The organism is Streptomyces thermovulgaris (genome assembly GCF_002155915.1).
GTDB lineage: Bacteria > Actinomycetota > Actinomycetes > Streptomycetales > Streptomycetaceae > Streptomyces > Streptomyces thermovulgaris.
On sequence record NZ_MUME01000020.1, the window covers coordinates 1 to 17479 of the forward strand.

Consider the following 17479-nt stretch of genomic DNA (forward strand, 5'->3'; position numbering starts at 1 on the left):
GCCCGCGCACCCTCCCGGTGTACTGAGCGGGGCCCCCGCCCACGGCGGTGCCTCGCAGTCGGCGCGCCACCGTAGGATGGACCGCATGGCCAAGACCAGTACGACGACCCAGGGGCTGCGTGCGGCGATCGAGCGCAGCGGCTACTACCCGGCTCTCGTGGCCGAGGCGGTGGAGGCCGCCGTGGGCGGCGAGCCCATCCGGTCGTACCTGGTCCACCAGGAGACGACATTCGACCAGAACGAGGTGCGGCGGCATGTGACGGTGCTCGTCCTCACCAGCACCCGCTTCATCGTCAGCCACACCGACGAGCAGGCCGCCGACAACACCTCCCCGACGCCGTACGCCACGACCTCCACCGAGTCGGTGCGGCTCGACCGGATCTCCTCGGTCGTGGTCAGCCGCGTGGTCTCCAACCCGGAGCAGTACACGCCGGGCACCCTGCCCCGCGAGATCGTGCTGACCATCGGCTGGGGCGCCGTCTCCCGCATCGATCTCGAGCCCGCCGCCTGCGGCGACCCCAACTGCGAGGCGGACCACGGCTACACGGGCAACTCGACGGCCGACGACCTCAGCCTGCGCGTCAGCGAGGCCGGGGACGGACCGGAGACGGTGCGTCAGGCCCTGGCCTTCGCACAGGCCATCTCCGAGGCCACCGCGAACCCGGGCCGCTGATGACGCGCCCGTCCTCCGCCGCCCCGGACCACGGGCGCCCCGTGCCCGCCTCCGACGACGCCACCGCCTGGAACCGGCCGCAGTCCCTCGCCGTCGAGTCCGCGCCCGTCCCGCAGTACGGGTCCGGCTCGCTCGCCGACCTGCTGCCCACGCTGGCCGCCGGCATGGGCGTGCCGGAGATGACCGCCGCGATCCCCGAGCTGACCCCCGTCGACCGCGCCTGCGTCTTCCTGGTCGACGGCCTCGGCTGGGAGCAGCTGAAGGCGCACCCCGAGGACGCCCCCTTCCTCACCTCCCTGCTGGGCAGCTCCCGCGGCGGCACCGGCCGTCCGCTCACCGCCGGCTACCCGGCCACCACGGCGACCTCCCTCGCCTCCGTCGGCACCGGCCTGCCCCCGGGCGCCCACGGCCTGCCCGGCTACACCGTGCGCAACCCGGCCACCGGCGAGCTGATGAACCAGCTGCGCTGGCAGCCGTACACCGAGCCGGACGTCTGGCAGCCGTACCCCAGCGTCTTCCAGCTGGCCCACCGGGCGGGGGTGCACGCCGCCCAGGTGTCCTCCCCGCTCTTCGAGGACACCCCGCTGACCAGGATCGCGCTCAGCGGTGGAACGTTCCTGGGACGGCTGACCGGGGAGGAGCGGATGGATCTCGCGGCCGAGCAGCTGGCCGCCGCCGACCGTGCCCTCGTCTACACCTACTACTCCGAACTCGACGGCGCCGGCCACCGCTACGGCGTCGACTCCGACACCTGGCGCGGCCAGCTCATGCACGTGGACCGGCTCGCCCAGCGCCTGGCCGAGCAGCTGCCGCCCCGCAGCGCGCTCTACATCACCGCCGACCACGGCATGGTCGACATCCCGTTCGACGAGCAGCACCGCTACGACTTCGACGAGGAGTGGGAGCTGCGCGCCGGAGTCGCCCTGCTCGGCGGCGAGGGACGCGCCCGGCACGTCTACGCGGTGCCGGGGGCCGAGGGCGACGTCCTGGCCTGCTGGCGCGAGGTGCTCGGCGAGCAGTTCTGGGTCGCCTCCCGCGACGAGGCGATCGCGGCCGGCTGGTTCGGGCCGCACATCGACGAGCGCGTGTACGGGAGGATCGGCGACGTGGTCGCCGCCGCCCGCGACGACGTCCTGCTCATCGCCTCCCAGCGGGAGCCCAACGAGTCCTCGATGGTCGGCAACCACGGCTCGATGACCCCTGCCGAGCAGCTCGTCCCGCTGCTCGAAGTACGCTCCTGACGTCACCGTCCGCACACCGCATCCGCACGCACACTCACCGAAAGGTGCCTTCTCGCCCATGCCCGAGCTGGTGTTCTTCTCCGGAACGATGGACTGCGGGAAGTCGACACTGGCTCTGCAGATCGAGCACAACCGCTCCACGCGCGGGCTGGCGGGCATCATCTTCACCCGCAACGACCGCGCCGGACAGGGCAGGCTCTCCTCCCGTCTCGGCCTGGTCACCGACGCGGTGGAGGCCGAGGACGGCATGGACCTGTACGCCTATGTCGTCGACCACCTCTCCCGGGGCGGACGCGCCGACTACGTGATCGCGGACGAGGCCCAGTTCCTCGCGCCCGAGCAGATCGACCAGCTCGCGTGCGTGGTCGACGACCTGGGGATCGACGTCTACGCCTTCGGCATCACCACGGACTTCCGCACCAAGCTGTTTCCCGGGTCCCAGCGTCTGGTGGAACTGGCCGACCGGATCGAGGTGCTCCAGGTCGAGGCCCTGTGCTGGTGCGGCGCCCGTGCCACGCACAACGCCCGTACGGTGGGCGGTGTCATGGTCGTCGAGGGCGCCCAGGTGGTCGTCGGCGACGTGACCAGCTCCACGGACGAGATCGGCTACGAGGTCCTGTGCCGCCGTCACCACCGCCTGCGCATGACGGCCGCCTCGGCCCGTGCCGCCGCACGGTCGTCGGACACCCTGCCCGTGTCCTCGGACTGACTCCCCCCCGGCTTCGGCTGATTCCTGCTCAGGTGACGGGTGCGCCCGTACGAGCGGGGCGCGTCCGGTTTCCGGCCGGCCGTCCGCGGGGACGGTGACGCAGCCGGCCGGAGCACACGGCGGGCCCGGGTGCCAAGACGCCCCGGCACCGGAGCCCGTGTCCCTTCCGGCACCGCTTCGGCCGGCGGATGCGGCGCCCGGGCGGCGAACCGTGTCCGCCGGCGTCAGCCGACGGGGGTGGCGGCGGCCCGCATGTCGAGGAAGTTCTGCTTGTAGGCGTCGTGCGGTGCCGCGCCCTCCAGCCGGAGCAGGGCCTCGTCGTTCTCCCGGAGCGAGGAGTGGTCCAGGTTGTGCGAGCCGGTGAAGGTCCACTTGGTGTCCCGGTGGCCCGCGTAGTTGCCCTCGATGATCAGGTACTTCGAGTGCACCAGATAACCGTCCGCGGTGTTGAGCCGGTACAGCTTCAGCCGGGGATGCCCCTGCATGATCCCGACGTCGTTGCTGTTCGCGTACACCACCTCCACCCAGCAGTTCTGGTCCGCCAGCGCCCGGAGTTTGCGCGCCACCGCGTCCCGGTGCAGGGCGAAGGCGCTGACCCGTATCACCGTCTTGTGCGATGCCGAGCCCACCGAGGTGTTGCCCGTGCAGGTCACGTTGTTCAGCACGTCGACCACGAGATCACCGGTGGCCTGCGGGAAGAAGTAGTACTTCGCCGTGCCCACCTTGCCCTGGCGGAAGTAGTCGCCGTTCTTCCGCATGGCCGCCAGGTCGTTGAAGTACGACACGTAGGCCGAGTACAGCTCGGTGTTGCCGACGACCGTGTAGGCGTTGTTCCAGTACTTCTCCACGTTGAGGGAGGTCTGGTTGGCGGAGGTCTGGATCACCACGTCCTCCGCCTCGCCCGGGGCCCCGATCCGGGAAAAGGTGAAGAACTTGTTGTGGTTGATCGGATTCACCTCCGCGGGGGCGTCGGCGATGCAGGCCCGGCCCGTGGTGCACACCCGCACCCACGAGCCGCCCGAGGTGTCGCTGCCGAGCGCGGCCCGCAGGCTCTGCGCGGCGGGCCGGTCCGCGTACGCGGAGTCCAGCACGACCCTGACCTGGACGCCCCGCTTGTGCGCCGCGATCAGCGCGTCCGCGTAGTCCTGGTCGGTCAGCGCGTACAGGGCGGCGCGAATGGTCCGCCCGCTCTGTGTGGCGTTGATCGCGCCGATGATGTGGTTCTTGACGGCGTTCTTCTGGGCCGTGGTGCCCCGAGGGTTGTTGAAGACCGCTCCGGTGACGACAGGTGCGGCGGCTTCCCCGGCAGCTGCCGCGGTGCTGCCCGGCGCCAGCAGGGCACCGAGCAGCAGAGCGGTTGTGAGGATGCGTCTGGTCATGATGGATCGTTTCCCTGGAGGTGATGGGCTGTCCGCGGAGAGTCGGCAGTCTTTCAGCACCTTCTGGATCCGGTCGAGACCGGCGGGTGTGCTTGCGCGATCGGAGTGCGGCCGGTTCCCGGGCGGTCGTCCGCGGAGGCGGTGGCGCGGCCGGTGCCGCCACGGTTCCGGGCCGCCGGGGGACTTCGGGCGTCCTCGGAAGACCGGGGCCCAGCGGAGAACGAAGGGCAAGGAACGGCAAAAAAGTTGAGGTCTGATCAACTTCAAAACGGACAGGACTATGATCCCCCCTTGGCAAGGCTGTAGCGCAGAGGTCGTCGCGCCCTAGCAGCAAGCTGGAGGACGTCGGTTCGAATCCGACCAGCCTTGCCACCCTTGTCCTGGCGGAAAGTTGACTGGCGTCGGTCCGTTCCGGGCGGGCGGAGGGCGATGCCGCCCTCGGCGAGCCGGGCACCGGCGATGGACCGGTGGAGTGAAGATGACGCAGCCGACACCCGTGCGTTGCCCGGCGATCGAAGCCCCGGACGTCCCGCTCAACGACCCCTCCGGGCTGGACCCGCTGCTGGACCGGCTGACGTCGGCGCAAGCGGTCGAGACCGACGAGACCTTCCCGCTCGGCACCCTGTGCGCGGACGGACGCGTCGACCTGTGCAAGCAGGGGCTCGGAGCGGCCGGCGCCGCCCGTCTGATGCCCGTCGCCGCCACCTCGCCGCACGCCCGGCACATCCTGCTCGGCACCAACTCCCTCGGCGACGAAGGGGCGTCGGCGGTGGCCCGGGCGCTCGTCGACGGCCACCGGCTGCACACGCTCTACCTCGGCTGCAACCGCATCGGCCCGGAAGGCGTCCGCGCGCTCGCCGACGCGCTGTCGGCGGACGGGACCGTCCGCGCCCTGTGGCTCAAGCGCAACCCGGTGGGCGACGACGGTGCCTTCGCGCTCGCCGCGATGCTCCGCCGCAACACCACGCTGCGCACCCTCGACCTGGTCAACACCGGCGTCACCACCGCGGGGCTGCGCGCCCTGCTGGACGCCCTCACCAGCCGCCCGCACCCGGTGGAACGCCTCTTCCTCGGCGGGAACGGCCTGACCCCCGACGCCGCCGGGCTGCTGGCTGCGCTGATCCGCGAGGCGGGCGTGCGTGAGCTGTACCTGCCCGCCAACCACCTCGGCGACAAGGGCGCCGCCGTCCTCGCGGCCGCGGCCGGCTCCGGGCGGCCGGTGCGCCTCGGACTGGGCGGCAACGGCATCGGCCCCGCCGGGGCGCATGCCCTCGCCGACGCCCTGGACGGCATCGAGGCGCTCGACCTGGGACGGCCGCCGTCGGAGCGCAGCCTCGGCGCCCCCGCCAACACCACCGGCGACGAAGGGGCCCGTGCTCTGGCCGCCGCGCTTCCGGGCAGCCCGCTGCGCCGGCTCGAGCTGCGCCACACCGGGCTCACCGGACGGGGCGCGAAGGCCCTGCTGGCGGCCGTGCCGGACGACTCGCCCCTGGAGTACGTCGGCCTGGGACCCGGGCTGCCCCGGAAGGTGAAGCGCTCCTTCGCCCGGCGCCTGCGGCCCGTGAGCAAGGCTCACCCCGACCTGCGCGCGATAGGAAGTGTCTACCGGTGAGCCCCCGCCCCGAACTCCCTTGTTTTCCGCCGGAGGAGGCGGCGTGCTGGCGGCGGATCCGCCGCTACGCGGTGCCCCGGCGGATGATCGAGCGTGCGACCGAACGCCGTCTGGCCGGCGACTGGCGGGGGGCGTGCGCGGCGGCCAACGTGGACGTCGCCGTCGACCTGTCCGAGGTCGGCGAGCAGTGGGGCCCCGACGTCGCCGCGGCGCTGGAGGACGACCTGCGCCACCTGGTCCCGGACCTGGTGCACTGGCATCTGCCCCGGCTGCTGGGCGGACGGACCACACTCGCCACCGGCCGGACCGTGGTCCTCGCCCGCTACCGGCCGGTGGAAGCGGGCGAGAGCCCCCGCACCACGCCGTACCTCCACCTCACCACGCCCCCGATGAGGGAGGGCCCGCAGCGGCTCACCCTGCGTTTTCGGACGATCGAGGACGAGCGGGCCGTCGGTGTCTTCGGGGACCGGACCGAGGACTGGCGGACCGCCCGGCACCTGTGGGACGCACGGCACACCGCCGAACTGCGCGAGCGGTGCGGCGGCCGCGAACGGCCGCCGTTCTTCCACCCCGACGGCAGACCACGCGGTGCGGACGAGCTGCCCACGGCCGACCCCGGCCCCGAGGACGCGGTGGCACGGGCCGAGTGGATCACCCTGCTGCACCAGAGGGGAGAGGTCCGGGGGGCCTTCGCCGCGGCCGGGATCGAGGCCGACCTGACGCCTCTGCATGACCTTCCCACGTGGTCCCGGAGCGATCCGGAGCTGCTCCTCGGCAGGCGCGCGCTCAACCACATCCGCCTGGAGCAGGAGGTCCGCCGCCTGGCGGACGAGGGCGTCGGGAACCGCTTCCGCATCTTCGGCGACTGGTGGACGCACATCCTGCTGGAACCGGCGGGCGGACGCGCCGGGCTGCGGGTGAGGGCCGTCCACCCGGACAAGGTCAAGGACGTGCCCTTCCTGGCCGAGGCACTCTGGCGCAGGCTCCCCGACCTCGACCTGATGCGCACCGGCGGAGTCGAGCCGGAACACCTGCACCCGCTGGTCCGTGAGGCGCTGTTCCCCGCGCTCCAGGTCACCGACGAGGCCGCCGGACCGCCGGGTCCCGCCCCCCTCGCCCCCGTCCGGGTGAGGTGCCGCGGCGAATGGCACGAGGTGGGCTTCCGCAAGGGCGGACTGCTCCACATGCCGCACAGCGACGAGGAACAGCGGCGCGAGCAGGCCCTGCGTGCGTTCGGCGGTGCCGTCGCCGGGTGCTTCGCCGTCCAGCAGACATGGACGTCGGGAACCGGCCGGCTGCCGAAGGCACTGCGCGCCCAGCAGCGGGAGCTGTTCCTGCGCGCCCAGCACGGCGACACCCAGGGCGTGCTCGCCCTCCTGGACGCGGGAATGGACCCCCGGGCGCGCGACGGTGCCCGGCGCACGCTGCTGCACATGCTGCACCTGCTCGACCACGAGCTGCTTCTGCCCCGGCTGCTCGAGGAGGGCCTCGACCTGGAGGCCCGGGACCACCGGGAGCGCACACCGCTGTTCACGGCGGTCAACGACGGCGGTTCCAGGGCCCTCGTGGAGGCGTTCCTCGCCGCCGGCGCCCGGATCGACGTGGTCGACCACCAGGAGTTCTCGCTGGCCCAGATCATCCGTCGGTACAAGCGTTCCGACCTGGCCTTCCTGCGGCAGCGCGTGCTCGAGGAACATCCGGGCATCGGCGCCGACTGGTGGGAGGAGATGATGGACGACGCCGAGGAGGACGAGGCGTACGTCTACGAGAACCTGGGCGGCGAGGACGCCAAGGACGACGAGGACGACGGCGAGGGCGAGGACTCGTGAGCACCACCCCCACCTCCCGCACCGGGCCGGGACCGCTGGCCGCCGCGGACGACCTCCTCGACAGGCTGCGCGCCCGGCGGACCGAGCCCGCCACCAGCCCCCAGCTGGAGGCGCTCGCCCTGGCCGTGACGGCCAATCAGCCCGTTCTGCTGTGGGGCGAACCGGGCATCGGCAAGTCGGCCGGCCTGGAGCAGCTCGCCGCCGGACTCGGCCTTCACCTGGAGACGGTCATCGCCAGCGTGCACGAGCCGTCGGACTTCGCCGGACTGCCGATCGTCGGGGACGACCCGGCCGCGACCGGTGTCCCGATGGCCCCGCCCGACTGGGCGGTCCGGCTCACCCGCGCCGGACAGGGCCTGCTCTTCTTCGACGAGCTGTCCTCCGCGCCACCGGCCGTGCAGGCGGCGCTGCTGCGTGTCGTGCTCGAACGCCGGGTCGGCAGCCTCGTCCTGCCCGAGGCGGTGCGCATCGTCGCCGCCGCCAACCCGCCGTCGAGCGCCGCGGACGGCTGGCATCTCAGCCCGCCGCTCGCCAACCGCTTCATCCACCTCACCTGGACCCACGACCCCGCCACGGTCGCGCGCGGCATGGCCGGCACCTGGCCCGAGGTGGCCATCCCCGTGGTCGACCCGGCCAAGGTGCCCGGTGCCGTCGCTCGGGCCCGCGGCGCCGTCTCCGGTTTCCTCACGGCCCGCCCGGGCCTGGTCCACCACATCCCCGCCGACGCCGAGAGCCGGGGCCGGGCATGGCCGTCCCCGCGGACCTGGGAGATGGCGCTGCGGCTGCTCGCGACGGGATACGCGGCCGGCGTCGGCCGCGAGGCACTGGCCGCCGCGCTCACCGGCGCCGTCGGGGACGGCGCGGGCATCGAACTGCTGTCGTATCTGGAGCACCTCGACCTGCCGGACCCCGAGCGGGTCCTCGCCGATCCCGACGCCTTCGCCCTGCCCCAGCGCGGCGACCGGCAGCTGGCCTTCCTCATCGCGGTGGTCGCCGCGATCCAGGGAAACCTCACCCGGCCCCGCTGGGAGGCCGGCTGGGCGGTCCTGGCCAAGGCCGTGGAAGCGGGCGTGCCCGACGTGGCCGCCCGGGCCGCCACCGACCTCGCGGCGATGCGCCAACTGGACTGGCCCGTGCCCCCCGGCATCGACGGATTCCTGGAACTGCTGCAGATGTCCGGGGCCCTGCCCGGCGGCCGGTGAGGTCCGAGGGCACGAAGGAGGGCATGCAGGGGGCATGAGGGAATCCCGCGGGGACCTGGACATGACCAAACTGCTCGCCGCCCGCTACCGGGCGGCGAGCGACCGGCCCTATCTGGCGTCGGCCCTGTACGCCCTGACCGTCGTGCCCTGCCGTGAGGTGCCGACGATGGGAGTGGACCGGCACTGGCGCTGCTATGTGTCCCCCGCCTTCGTCGACGCGACCCCCGTGGAGGAACTCGCGGGCGTATGGGTGCACGAGGTGGCGCATCTGCTGCGCGACCACCACGGCCGCGCCGACCGGCTCCCGGCCGCCGAGCAGCGCGACTGGCACCGCGTCAACGTCGCCCAGGACTGCGAGATCAACGACGACCTGCTCGCCGACGGTCTGCGCCTGCCCGACGGACGTGCCGAGCCCCGCCTCTTCGGCCTGCCCGGCGGGAAGCTGTTCGAGGTCTACCTGGAGCAGCTGCCGCCGCAGGTGCGGGGGCACGACTGCGGATCGGGAGCCCACGGCCGCCCGGTGCCCTGGGAGCTTCCGGGAACCGCCGGCCCCGCCCGGCTGGGCGAGGTCGAGGCCCAGGCACTGCGCCGGCACACCGCCGAGGCGATGCGCGCCCACCAGCGTGCCCGCGGCACCCTGCCCGCGGGCTGGCAGCGCTGGGCGGAGGAGGTCCTGGAGCCCACGGTGGACTGGCGGCAGGCGCTGACCGGAGCGGTCCGGGAGGCCGCCGCATGGGCCGGCGGGGCCGTCGACTACACCTACCGCCGCCCCTCGCGCCGCACACCGGCGCTGCGCGGCGTCGTCCTGCCGAGCCTGCGCCGTCCGCTGCCCCGGGTGGCCGTCGTCATCGACACCTCGGGCTCGATGGGCGAGGCGGAACTCGCGGCCGCCCTGGGAGAGGTGACGGGCGTGCTGCGCGAGGTCGGCATCCAGGGCAACCGCGTCACCGTTCTCGCGTGCGACGCCGATGTGCACGCCGTGTCCCGGGTGACGGCCACCGAGCAGATCGGCCTCGCCGGCGGCGGCGGCACGGACATGCGGGTCGGGATCGACGCCGCGCTCGCGGCACGGGACCGCCCGTCCATCGTCGTCGTCCTCACCGACGGCCTCACGCCCTGGCCCGACGAGATCCCCTCCTGCCGTCTCATCGCGGCCCTGATCGGCTCCGCGGCACCGCAGCCTCCGAGCTGGGTGGAGACGGTACGCATCCCCCTCCCCGCCTGACCGGGACGACGCTCAGCCGATGCGCGTCCCCGTCCCGCTGACCCGCACGCGCGGGTCGCCCGCGCGCAGCGTCACCGTGAGCTCGCCGGGACGGCCCAGGTCCTCGCCCTGGTGCAGGGTGAGAACGGCGTCCTCGGGGACCAGGCCGAGTTCACGGGCGTACGCACCGAACGCGGCGGCCGCGGCACCGGTCGCCGGGTCCTCGACGACACCGCCGACGGGGAACGGGTCACGGACGTGGAAGACGGTGTCCGACTCCCGCCACACCAGCTGGACCGTGGTCAGGTCCAGACGGTGCATCAGGGCCTCGAGGCGCGCGAAGTCGTACGCGAGGTCCGCGAGACGGGCGCGTGTCGCCGCCGCGAGGACGAGATGGCGGGCACCGGCGAACGCGACACGCGGCGGGAAGGCGGGATCGAGGTCGGCGGCCGGCCAGTCGAGCGCGGCGAGCGCCTCCGCGAGGTCGTCCTCGTCGACCTTCTCGACGTACGGCTCGACGCTGGTGAGCGTGGCCCTGAGCGTCCCGTTCTCCTCGGTCACCTCCACCGGCACGGTGCCGGCGCGCGTCGCGAACACCAGCCTGCCGGGGCCGATCCGCTCGGCGAGCGCGACGGCGGCCGCGACGGTGGCGTGCCCGCAGAACGGCACCTCGGCCTTGGGGCTGAAGTAGCGGATGCCGTACGCGCGTCCCTCCTGGCCGCCGAGATCCTCCGGAGGCGCGGTCAGGAACGCGGACTCCGAGTACCCGAGGCCGGCGGCGACGGCCAGCATGTCGCCGTCGTCCAGACCGGTGGCGTCCAGGACGACACCGGCGGGGTTCCCGCCGTCGGGGGTGGTGGAGAAGGCGGTGTAGCGCAGGACCTCGGGCTGCGGTGCGTTCGTCGCCATGCCTGCGGCAACACAGGCCGGTCCACGGCTATTCCGGCCCCGGGAACAGCCCCGGAACGACGGAGCGGCCACCGGCCCGGGCCCGGCCGCCCGCCGCCGGGGCCGCCCGGCTCCGCGAGGCACCCGGGAACCCCCGGCGGACCCACCGCACACCGGCATGTCCGGGCACCGGCACGTCCGGCCGGGACGGCGACAGGTGCGGGGCTCAGTTCCGGTTCCGGCTTCGGCGGTACTCGGCCAGGGCCCCGCTTGCCCAGAGCGGGACCAGCCGGGGTATCTCGGTGGCCGGCACCGTGCCGCGCAGGGAGCGCAGGCCCAGCTTGGCCAGGAAGTCGGCGGCCTCGTTGAGCGGATTGCCCACATGGGCCTTCTCGTGGACGAAGGTCAGGCCGGGCGTGTGCTCCGCGTACATCTGCAGCTCGACGAGGCTGGGCCGGCGGCCCCGTGCGCGCAGCCGGGTCTCGTACCCGTCCGGCATCCGGCTGCCGCCGTTCTGCCACTCGTGCAGGAAGCCCAGGGCGGCGAGGTTGTCGACGCGCACTTCGACGGGCTGCCCGGGGTGCGCCGCGACGACACGCCGCAGCCCCCAGTAGACCGCCCGGAGTTCGGTGACGACCACGCGGGCCCGGGCCCTGACGAGGTGCCGCGGGTAGACGTGGGCGCGCAGTCCGGTCTCGCCGCTGGTGGCGAGGTAGCCGGTGCCCACCTTGTCGGCGGCGACGGAGGCGTCCGTGGCGAGAACGATCGGCCGTTGACGGAGGGCCTTGACCGCGCCCTCGTAGTGCACCTGCCGGCGGCCTCGGCGGACAAGGCGGGGCGGGCGAGCGAGCGGAGACCGACGGCCCATCGGCGGATCCTCCTGTGCGCAGAGGGCGAGAGGCGAAGCAGGACGGGATGGGGAGGACGGCGGCGGGAGGCGACCCGGTTCCGGACCGGGGCGCCTCCCGCACCCACCGCGCCCCCTGCACACCCACGCGCCCCTTGCAAGGTTGCGTGCGCCCCCTCATGCACGAGCGCGGCATCCGCGGAAGCCGGTCGGCCGGCCTTGGTCCACTTCCGGCAGCCCTGCTCAAGGGCGTGGCCACCACCCCGCACACGGCCGAGCCGGCCGCGGACCTGCTCCAGCACGTGGAGGCGGCCGTCGCCGCCGACCGCGTCTGCAGGACACATGAAGCCGTGCGGTTCGAACCGATGGCGGCTCTCCTGCGCGCGGACCGACAGCCCGAGGGCTCCGCGGTCGTCGACGTCAGGTGCGTCACCGACACGGTCCTGCCCTCTACGAGGTTCCCGGCGCCGGCCGGACGTCCCATGCCGGCCTCCGTGCAGGCGCGGCGCGGCTCCTGGAAGCCGACCACATCCTGCCGACCAGGGCCGACCGCCTCTGCCTCGTACTCTCCGAGCCGCCGGTTGAACCGTGGTCGGCCGCCTCCATCCGTGATGTCTTCACCGTCGAGGTCATCCGGCGCACCCCCGACGACTGGGGGCAGCGAAGCCAGGACGGCCCTGGGGCCGGTCTCGACGAACGCCCGGACTTCCCGGCTCACGGGTGAACGGTCGTCGTCGAGGCCGGTTTCGGCAGGGCACTCCGGCAGACCGCACCGGACCCACCGGCAACGGTGGGTCCGGTGCGGGGTGGGGCCGGCCGCCCGCGGCTCTTCCGGGCCGCCGGCCCGGCGGGCGGCTCAGACGCAGGTGAAGGACTTGTTGGCCGTGCTCGTGCTCAGGGTGCAGGTCTGGCCCCTCACGGAACCGTTCGTGTCACGGAAGACAAGGGTCCAGGTGCTGCCGGTGTCGAGCAGCTCCGCGTAGCCGAACACTCCGATCCCTCCGGGAGGGTTCTGTTCCTGGGTGATCGACTGGTGGACGGGCTGGGGCAGCCTGCCGAACATCTTGCCGACGACGTTCGCGTCGTTCGGGCCGTTGTCCAGCGGAGCGCCCGAGGAACCCACGGTCAGCTGGGGCGGCCGGGCGGTGTTGAAGTCGAGCATCTGGTAGATGTGGATGTGTCCCGACAGGACCAGCCGCACGTTCTCGCGCAGCGCGTGCAGGCTGGTGTTCGCGACGGCGCTGTCGAGGACGGGCGTTGCCCATGTCACATTGCCGGGCGCGAAGCCGGCCTGCTTCACCATCCACAACGGTTTGTGCGTGAGGACGAAATAGTCCTGGGTGGCGTGTTGCGGCAGTCCCGCGTCCCGGTTCACGGCCTCGAACTGGTTGGTGAAGAGGTTTCTGTTCGCCATGTTCCCGCTGTCGCCCGGGTCGGCGAGCGAGGAGTCCACGGAGACGAGGTTCAGGGTGCCGGCGCGGAGGAACGCGGGTGGAGTGAAGTTGCTGCAACTGCCGTTGCTGCGGAGATCGTCCGCGAGGTAGCGGAACCATGCCCCGCCCGCGCCGCCCTGCCCCGCCAAGTTGCAGTCCTCGTGGTTGCCCCGGACCAACACGACGGGCGCCCTGGCCAGCAGCGCTTCGGCGGGCCGGAAGAAATCGGCGACGAGGCAGTCCCAGCTGGCCGCATCGGCGGACGTCCGGCAGCCCGGGTTCGCCGGCTTGTCGTTCGCCCTGTTGGGGTCCTCCCGGTAGAGGTAGTCGCCGACGTGGATCACGAGATCCGGGTTCCCGTTGGCCAGGCTGGTCGCGATCCGCCCGAAGGGCCAGCCGGTCGCGCAGTTCTGGGCGGGGCCCGTCACCGGGAGGCTGCAGCCGGTGTCGCCGATGACGCCGATCCTGCCGGGACGCGTCGTGGGTGTCCACCTCGGCAGGGGCAGCTGCCGGTTCGCGGGGTGCAGCGTGGCCGCGCGGACCGTCGTCTGCTCGAGCACCGCGTCGGTGGCCGTCAGGGGTACCGTCAACTCGCACACGGTGGTGGGGAACTGCGACCCCATGGGGGTGCTCACCCGGTGCATCTGGAACGGGTTCCTGGCCGTTCCGAGGGTGTAACGCACGGTGGGACAGCTCTGGCTGCTGTCCGTGGACACGTAGCGGATCTGGGTGCCGCGGCTGGTCAGCTGGGTCCACGCCCAGGCCTCACCGTCGAGCGCGGCTCCCGGTGGAGCGGTCGGTTTGGGGGGCTGCGGCCCCGCACCGTCGGCGGCGGACCGGTCGGGGGCGGCGCCCGCCGAGACCGCCGTGGCCAGGACACCCGCCACGGCGAGGGCTGCGATCCGGGACATCGTTGTTCTCACGTTCCTCCGTTCGGCTGACGGCGGCCGGCGGATCACGTCGCCGGTGATCATCCCGCCATCGTCACCGACGGTGTTCTCCCGTGCACCACGACACGACGTGGGTGAACGGCTGGGAGAACCTGAACGGAGTGGGAGGTTCCTCGACGGAAGCGCGTGCGGCGGCCCGCGCGGCCCCGGCCCGGAACGTCCGGGCGACCTGCCCGGACACGCCCGGCCACCGCTCAAGGGCAACGGTGCGCAAGAACGCGCCGTTGCCCCCGGAAGGGGAACGGCCCTGACGACGCCGTCGCCCGTGTGGGCCGGGACTCCATGCCGCTCGTGCCGTCGCCGCCCCGTCCGCGGGACGCGACACGGCACCGCCGCCGCATGGCAGTCGTACCGGCCTGCGTCATGATGCTGTCACCGGGGGTGCCGTCGATATCACCCTTTTGGGCGGCATCCGCTGTCAACGTGGATTGCCGAAGTCACCGCGGGTCCTGGATCAGCGCGAACCGGGCGCCGTCCGGGTCGGTCACCGTGGCCGCCCGGCCGTGAGGTGTGTCATGGGCGGGGGTGAGGACCCGGCCGCCGAGACCGGTGAGCCGTTCGAGCGCGTCGCCCAGATCGGTGATCTGAAAGTACGTCAGCCAGTGCGGGCCCCGGTCGCGCAGCAGGGCGCGGTCCGCCTGGTGCACCCCGGCGACCGGGTGTCCGTCCAGGTGCAGGGTCACCCGGTCGGGGCCGTCGGCCGACGTCGCCTTCCCCTTGTAGCCGAACAGCGCCTCGTAGAACGCGACCGCCCCCTCCGTCTCCCAGGTCACCAGTTCGTTCCACACGGGGGCGCCGGGCACGCCGGTGATCCCCCTGTCCAGGTGGGCGGAGGTCTGCCGGACGCCGAACACCGCGCCCGACGGATCGGAGCCGATCATCAGGCGCCCGGAGCCGTCGGTGTCCAGCGGCCCCACCCCGATCGTGCCGCAGCGCAGGCGTACCGTTTCGGCCGTCAGATCCACGTCGTCCGAGGCGAGATGGGGCGTCCAGGCGGCGGGCAGACGCTCAACGGGCGGTAAGTGCCCGATGTCCGCCACCTCGTGACCGTCCAGCAGGGCCCGTGCGCCAAGGCCCGGCCGGCGGGGGCCCGGCCGGAACTCCCAGCCGAAGAGCGCTGCGTAGAAGGTCTGGGCGGTGGTCAGGTCGTGGGTCGTCAGGCTCACCCAGCACGGCGTGCCGGGCGCGCACCGAGTGGGTGCCCGGCCGTCCGGGCCGGCCGGCTCCGGTGCCTTGGTCATGTCCGTCCATCTCTCGGCCTGTGCTGGCGGCCGCATCGATTCCGCCTTCCCGGAAGGCGTCCCTGAAGGCCTCCCCGGGGGCGGTGTCCCGTCCGCGGGGGGCCCGGTACGCGATGTGCTGCCCGTTTTCCCGTGATTGTTCCGTGCGTGCCGGTGAAGGTCGGTCTGCTGTACGGCGTGTGTCCGGTCCCGTACGCGTCGTGACCGGACCTGTTCGGCGGGCAGAGTAGCCGGAGTCGGGCGTTGCGGCCACCCCGTGCGCAAGGATGGTGGCCATGAACCCCATCATCTCCGCATCCGAGCTCGCGAGCGCTCTGGAGGGACCGCGTCCGCCGGTGCTGCTCGACGTCCGCTGGCAGCTCACGGCGCCCGGTGAGCCGCCCTTCGACGGGCGTGCCGCGTACGAGGCCGGGCACATCCCCGGCGCCGTCTTCGTCGACCTGGACCGCGAACTGGCCTCGGCGCCGGGCGAGAAGGGCCGTCATCCGCTGCCCGACCTGGAGGTCTTCGGCGCCGCGATGCGCCGCGCGGGGGTGTCCGCGAGCCGGCCGGTCGTCGTCTACGACGGCGGATTGGGCTGGGCGGCGGCCCGCGCCTGGTGGCTGCTGCGCTGGACCGGGCATCCCGAGGTACGGGTCCTCGACGGAGGGCTGGCGGCCTGGGAGGGCCCCCTGAGCGCCGCGCCCGGGCCCGAGCCGGCCGAGGGCGACTTCTCGCCGGTCCCGGGGGCGCTGCCGCTGCTCGACGCCGACGCGGCCGGGGAGCTGGCGCGTTCCGGGCTGCTGCTCGACGCGCGCGCGGGGGAGCGGTACCGGGGCGAGGTGGAGCCGATCGACCGGGTGGGCGGGCACATCCCGGGCGCGGTGTCCGCGCCCACCACCGAGAACACCGGCCCGGACGGGCGCTTCCTGCCCGCCGGGGAACTCGCGGCCCGCTTCAAGGCGCTGGGAGCGGCCGACGGCCGGCAGGTCGGCGTCTACTGCGGTTCGGGCGTCTCCGCGGCGCACGAGGTGCTGGCCCTGGCCGTCGCGGGAATCCCGGCGGCGCTGTACGTCGGCTCCTGGTCGGAGTGGTCGTCGGACCCGTCCCGGCCGGTCGCGGTGGGCCCGGACCCGCAGTGACCGGCCGCCGGCCGCAGGCCGGCACGGACGCACGGGCGGAGGGCCGCACCCGGTGGGCGCGGCCCTCCGCCCATGGCCTGTGATCTTGCTACTCCTGCTTCTTGCGGCGCGTACCGAACACGATCTCGTCCCAGCTCGGGACCGCGGCCCGGCGGCCGGGACGGACGCCGTCCGCCTCCGCCTGGCGGTCGGTGGCACCGATCAGACGGTCGCGGTGGCTGCTGACGGAGCGCGGCATGAGGACGTCCGCGTAGGCGGAGCCGGCGGAGGCCGCGGGGGCCGGGGGCTCCTCCGCCTCCGGTTCCTTCCCGGACTCCTCCCCCTGCTCCGACGTGCGTTCGGGCACCACGAGGTCGCCGCGGAAGTTCGGCACCGCCTCCAGCAGGCTGGTCAGCGAGTCGCGTTCCCCCGCGCTCTCCTCGGCCGGCTCGGAGGACTGCGCGGGCACCACCGAACGGTCGCGGTCCCGGTCGAAGGCGCGCTCGCGCGGCAGACGCGCGATGCGCGGCACGAACGGGTAGGTGGGCCCCGGCACACCGAGGTCGTCGGTCTCGCCGATCAGGGCGCGTGCTTCGTCGTCGACGGCCTGCACCAGACGGCGCGGCGGGTCGTACATCCAGCTCGCGGTGTGCGTCTCGCCCGCGACCCGGTAGACCAGCAGCACCTCCCAGGTGCCGTCGTCCCGTCGCCAGGAGTCCCACTGGGCGGTGTCCTTCTCGGCGCCGCGCAGCATCAGCCGTTCCTGGACGACGTCGCCGAGCAGCGGGCCGGAGTTCTCGCCGGGGCGGCGGACCGGGGTCTTGCGGGCCCGTTCGGCCATGAAGGCGCGCTCGGCGAGCACGGGGCCCTCGAAGCGCCGTACACGGTCGACGGGGATGCCGGCGAGCTGGGCGACCTCCTCCGCGGTCGCACCGGCTCGTATCCGGGCCTGGATGTCGCGGGGGCGGAGATGGCTCTCCACCTCGATCTCGATCTGGCCGAGACGGGGACGGTCGCCGCGCACGGCGGCGCGGAGCCGTTCGTCGATCGGAAGCGTGTACTCCGTGCCGTCCGCAGCCTTCAGCACCAGCCGTGTGCCGTCATTGGAGACGGCCACGACACGCAGTTCGGGCATGGGGACCTCCCGGGTGGTGCCTGCCGACGTCACGTG

14 protein-coding genes and 1 tRNA gene are annotated in these 17479 nt (G+C 73.4%); 9 read left to right on the top strand and 6 right to left on the bottom strand.

The window, feature by feature from the left end; genetic code table 11:
• Nucleotides 1-76 precede the first annotated feature (76 nt).
• The 3 genes from CCN35_RS02465 to CCN35_RS02475 are packed head-to-tail and all read left to right on the top strand — an operon-like array spanning nucleotide 77 to nucleotide 2623.
• Nucleotides 77-673, top strand: coding sequence for a DUF5998 family protein (locus CCN35_RS02465; RefSeq protein WP_067393235.1), 597 nt, complete (start codon nucleotides 77-79; stop codon nucleotides 671-673).
• Entirely contained in the window at nucleotides 673-1914 is a 1242-nt protein-coding gene (locus tag CCN35_RS02470) for an alkaline phosphatase family protein (protein WP_086791362.1), read from the top strand. Before CCN35_RS02465 ends, CCN35_RS02470 begins: the two co-directional genes overlap by 1 nt.
• Before the next feature lie 58 nt (nucleotides 1915-1972).
• Nucleotides 1973-2623: a thymidine kinase gene (locus tag CCN35_RS02475; protein WP_067393229.1), complete on the top strand. Its 651-nt coding sequence runs from the start codon at nucleotides 1973-1975 to the stop codon at nucleotides 2621-2623.
• 224 nt (nucleotides 2624-2847) lie between these two features.
• Here CCN35_RS02475 and CCN35_RS02480 read toward each other — a convergent pair whose 3' ends face one another.
• Nucleotides 2848-4002, bottom strand: a complete 1155-nt coding sequence (locus CCN35_RS02480) for a phospholipase D-like domain-containing protein (RefSeq protein WP_067393226.1) — start codon at nucleotides 4000-4002, stop codon at nucleotides 2848-2850.
• Between the two features lie 296 nt (nucleotides 4003-4298).
• Between CCN35_RS02480 and CCN35_RS02485 the strand changes: the two genes are divergently transcribed.
• The 5 genes from CCN35_RS02485 (at nucleotide 4299) to CCN35_RS02505 (ending at nucleotide 9870) form a co-directional block, all read left to right on the top strand.
• A tRNA-Cys gene (locus CCN35_RS02485) sits at nucleotides 4299-4374 on the top strand.
• A gap of 106 nt (nucleotides 4375-4480) precedes the next feature.
• Entirely contained in the window at nucleotides 4481-5614 is a 1134-nt protein-coding gene (locus CCN35_RS02490) for a leucine-rich repeat domain-containing protein (protein ID WP_067393475.1), read from the top strand.
• Complete coding sequence (locus CCN35_RS02495) at nucleotides 5611-7443, top strand: hypothetical protein (RefSeq protein ID WP_086791364.1); 1833 nt, start codon at nucleotides 5611-5613, stop codon at nucleotides 7441-7443. The genes CCN35_RS02490 and CCN35_RS02495 overlap by 4 nt, the downstream gene beginning before the upstream one ends.
• Nucleotides 7440-8645, top strand: a complete 1206-nt coding sequence (locus CCN35_RS02500) for a sigma 54-interacting transcriptional regulator (RefSeq protein WP_067393220.1) — start codon at nucleotides 7440-7442, stop codon at nucleotides 8643-8645. The genes CCN35_RS02495 and CCN35_RS02500 overlap by 4 nt, the downstream gene beginning before the upstream one ends.
• Before the next feature lie 34 nt (nucleotides 8646-8679).
• Entirely contained in the window at nucleotides 8680-9870 is a 1191-nt protein-coding gene (locus tag CCN35_RS02505) for a vWA domain-containing protein (RefSeq protein ID WP_086791366.1), read from the top strand.
• A 12-nt stretch (nucleotides 9871-9882) separates the two neighbouring features.
• Here CCN35_RS02505 and CCN35_RS02510 read toward each other — a convergent pair whose 3' ends face one another.
• The 4 genes from CCN35_RS02510 to CCN35_RS02530 form a co-directional block, all read right to left on the bottom strand.
• Nucleotides 9883-10758, bottom strand: coding sequence for a PhzF family phenazine biosynthesis protein (locus tag CCN35_RS02510; RefSeq protein WP_086791368.1), 876 nt, complete (start codon nucleotides 10756-10758; stop codon nucleotides 9883-9885).
• A gap of 205 nt (nucleotides 10759-10963) precedes the next feature.
• Nucleotides 10964-11605 (bottom strand): ribonuclease H family protein, encoded by a 642-nt coding sequence (locus CCN35_RS02515; RefSeq protein ID WP_143631356.1) that lies wholly within the window; start codon nucleotides 11603-11605, stop codon nucleotides 10964-10966.
• A gap of 835 nt (nucleotides 11606-12440) precedes the next feature.
• A complete protein-coding gene (locus tag CCN35_RS02525) occupies nucleotides 12441-13928 on the bottom strand; it encodes a metallophosphoesterase family protein (RefSeq protein WP_245862979.1) in 1488 nt (495 codons plus the stop codon).
• 476 nt (nucleotides 13929-14404) lie between these two features.
• Nucleotides 14405-15208 (bottom strand): VOC family protein, encoded by an 804-nt coding sequence (locus CCN35_RS02530; RefSeq protein WP_086791371.1) that lies wholly within the window; start codon nucleotides 15206-15208, stop codon nucleotides 14405-14407.
• 275 nt (nucleotides 15209-15483) lie between these two features.
• Here CCN35_RS02530 and CCN35_RS02535 point away from each other — a divergent pair, with 275 nt between their 5' ends.
• On the top strand, nucleotides 15484-16329 hold the full coding sequence (locus CCN35_RS02535) for a sulfurtransferase (RefSeq protein ID WP_067393199.1): 846 nt from the start codon (nucleotides 15484-15486) through the stop codon (nucleotides 16327-16329).
• An 88-nt stretch (nucleotides 16330-16417) separates the two neighbouring features.
• On the opposite strand, the gene sepH is transcribed toward CCN35_RS02535, so the two are convergent.
• Nucleotides 16418-17443, bottom strand: a complete 1026-nt coding sequence (gene sepH / locus CCN35_RS02540; RefSeq protein ID WP_067393196.1) for a septation protein SepH — start codon at nucleotides 17441-17443, stop codon at nucleotides 16418-16420.
• Nucleotides 17444-17479: the final 36 nt, after the last annotated feature.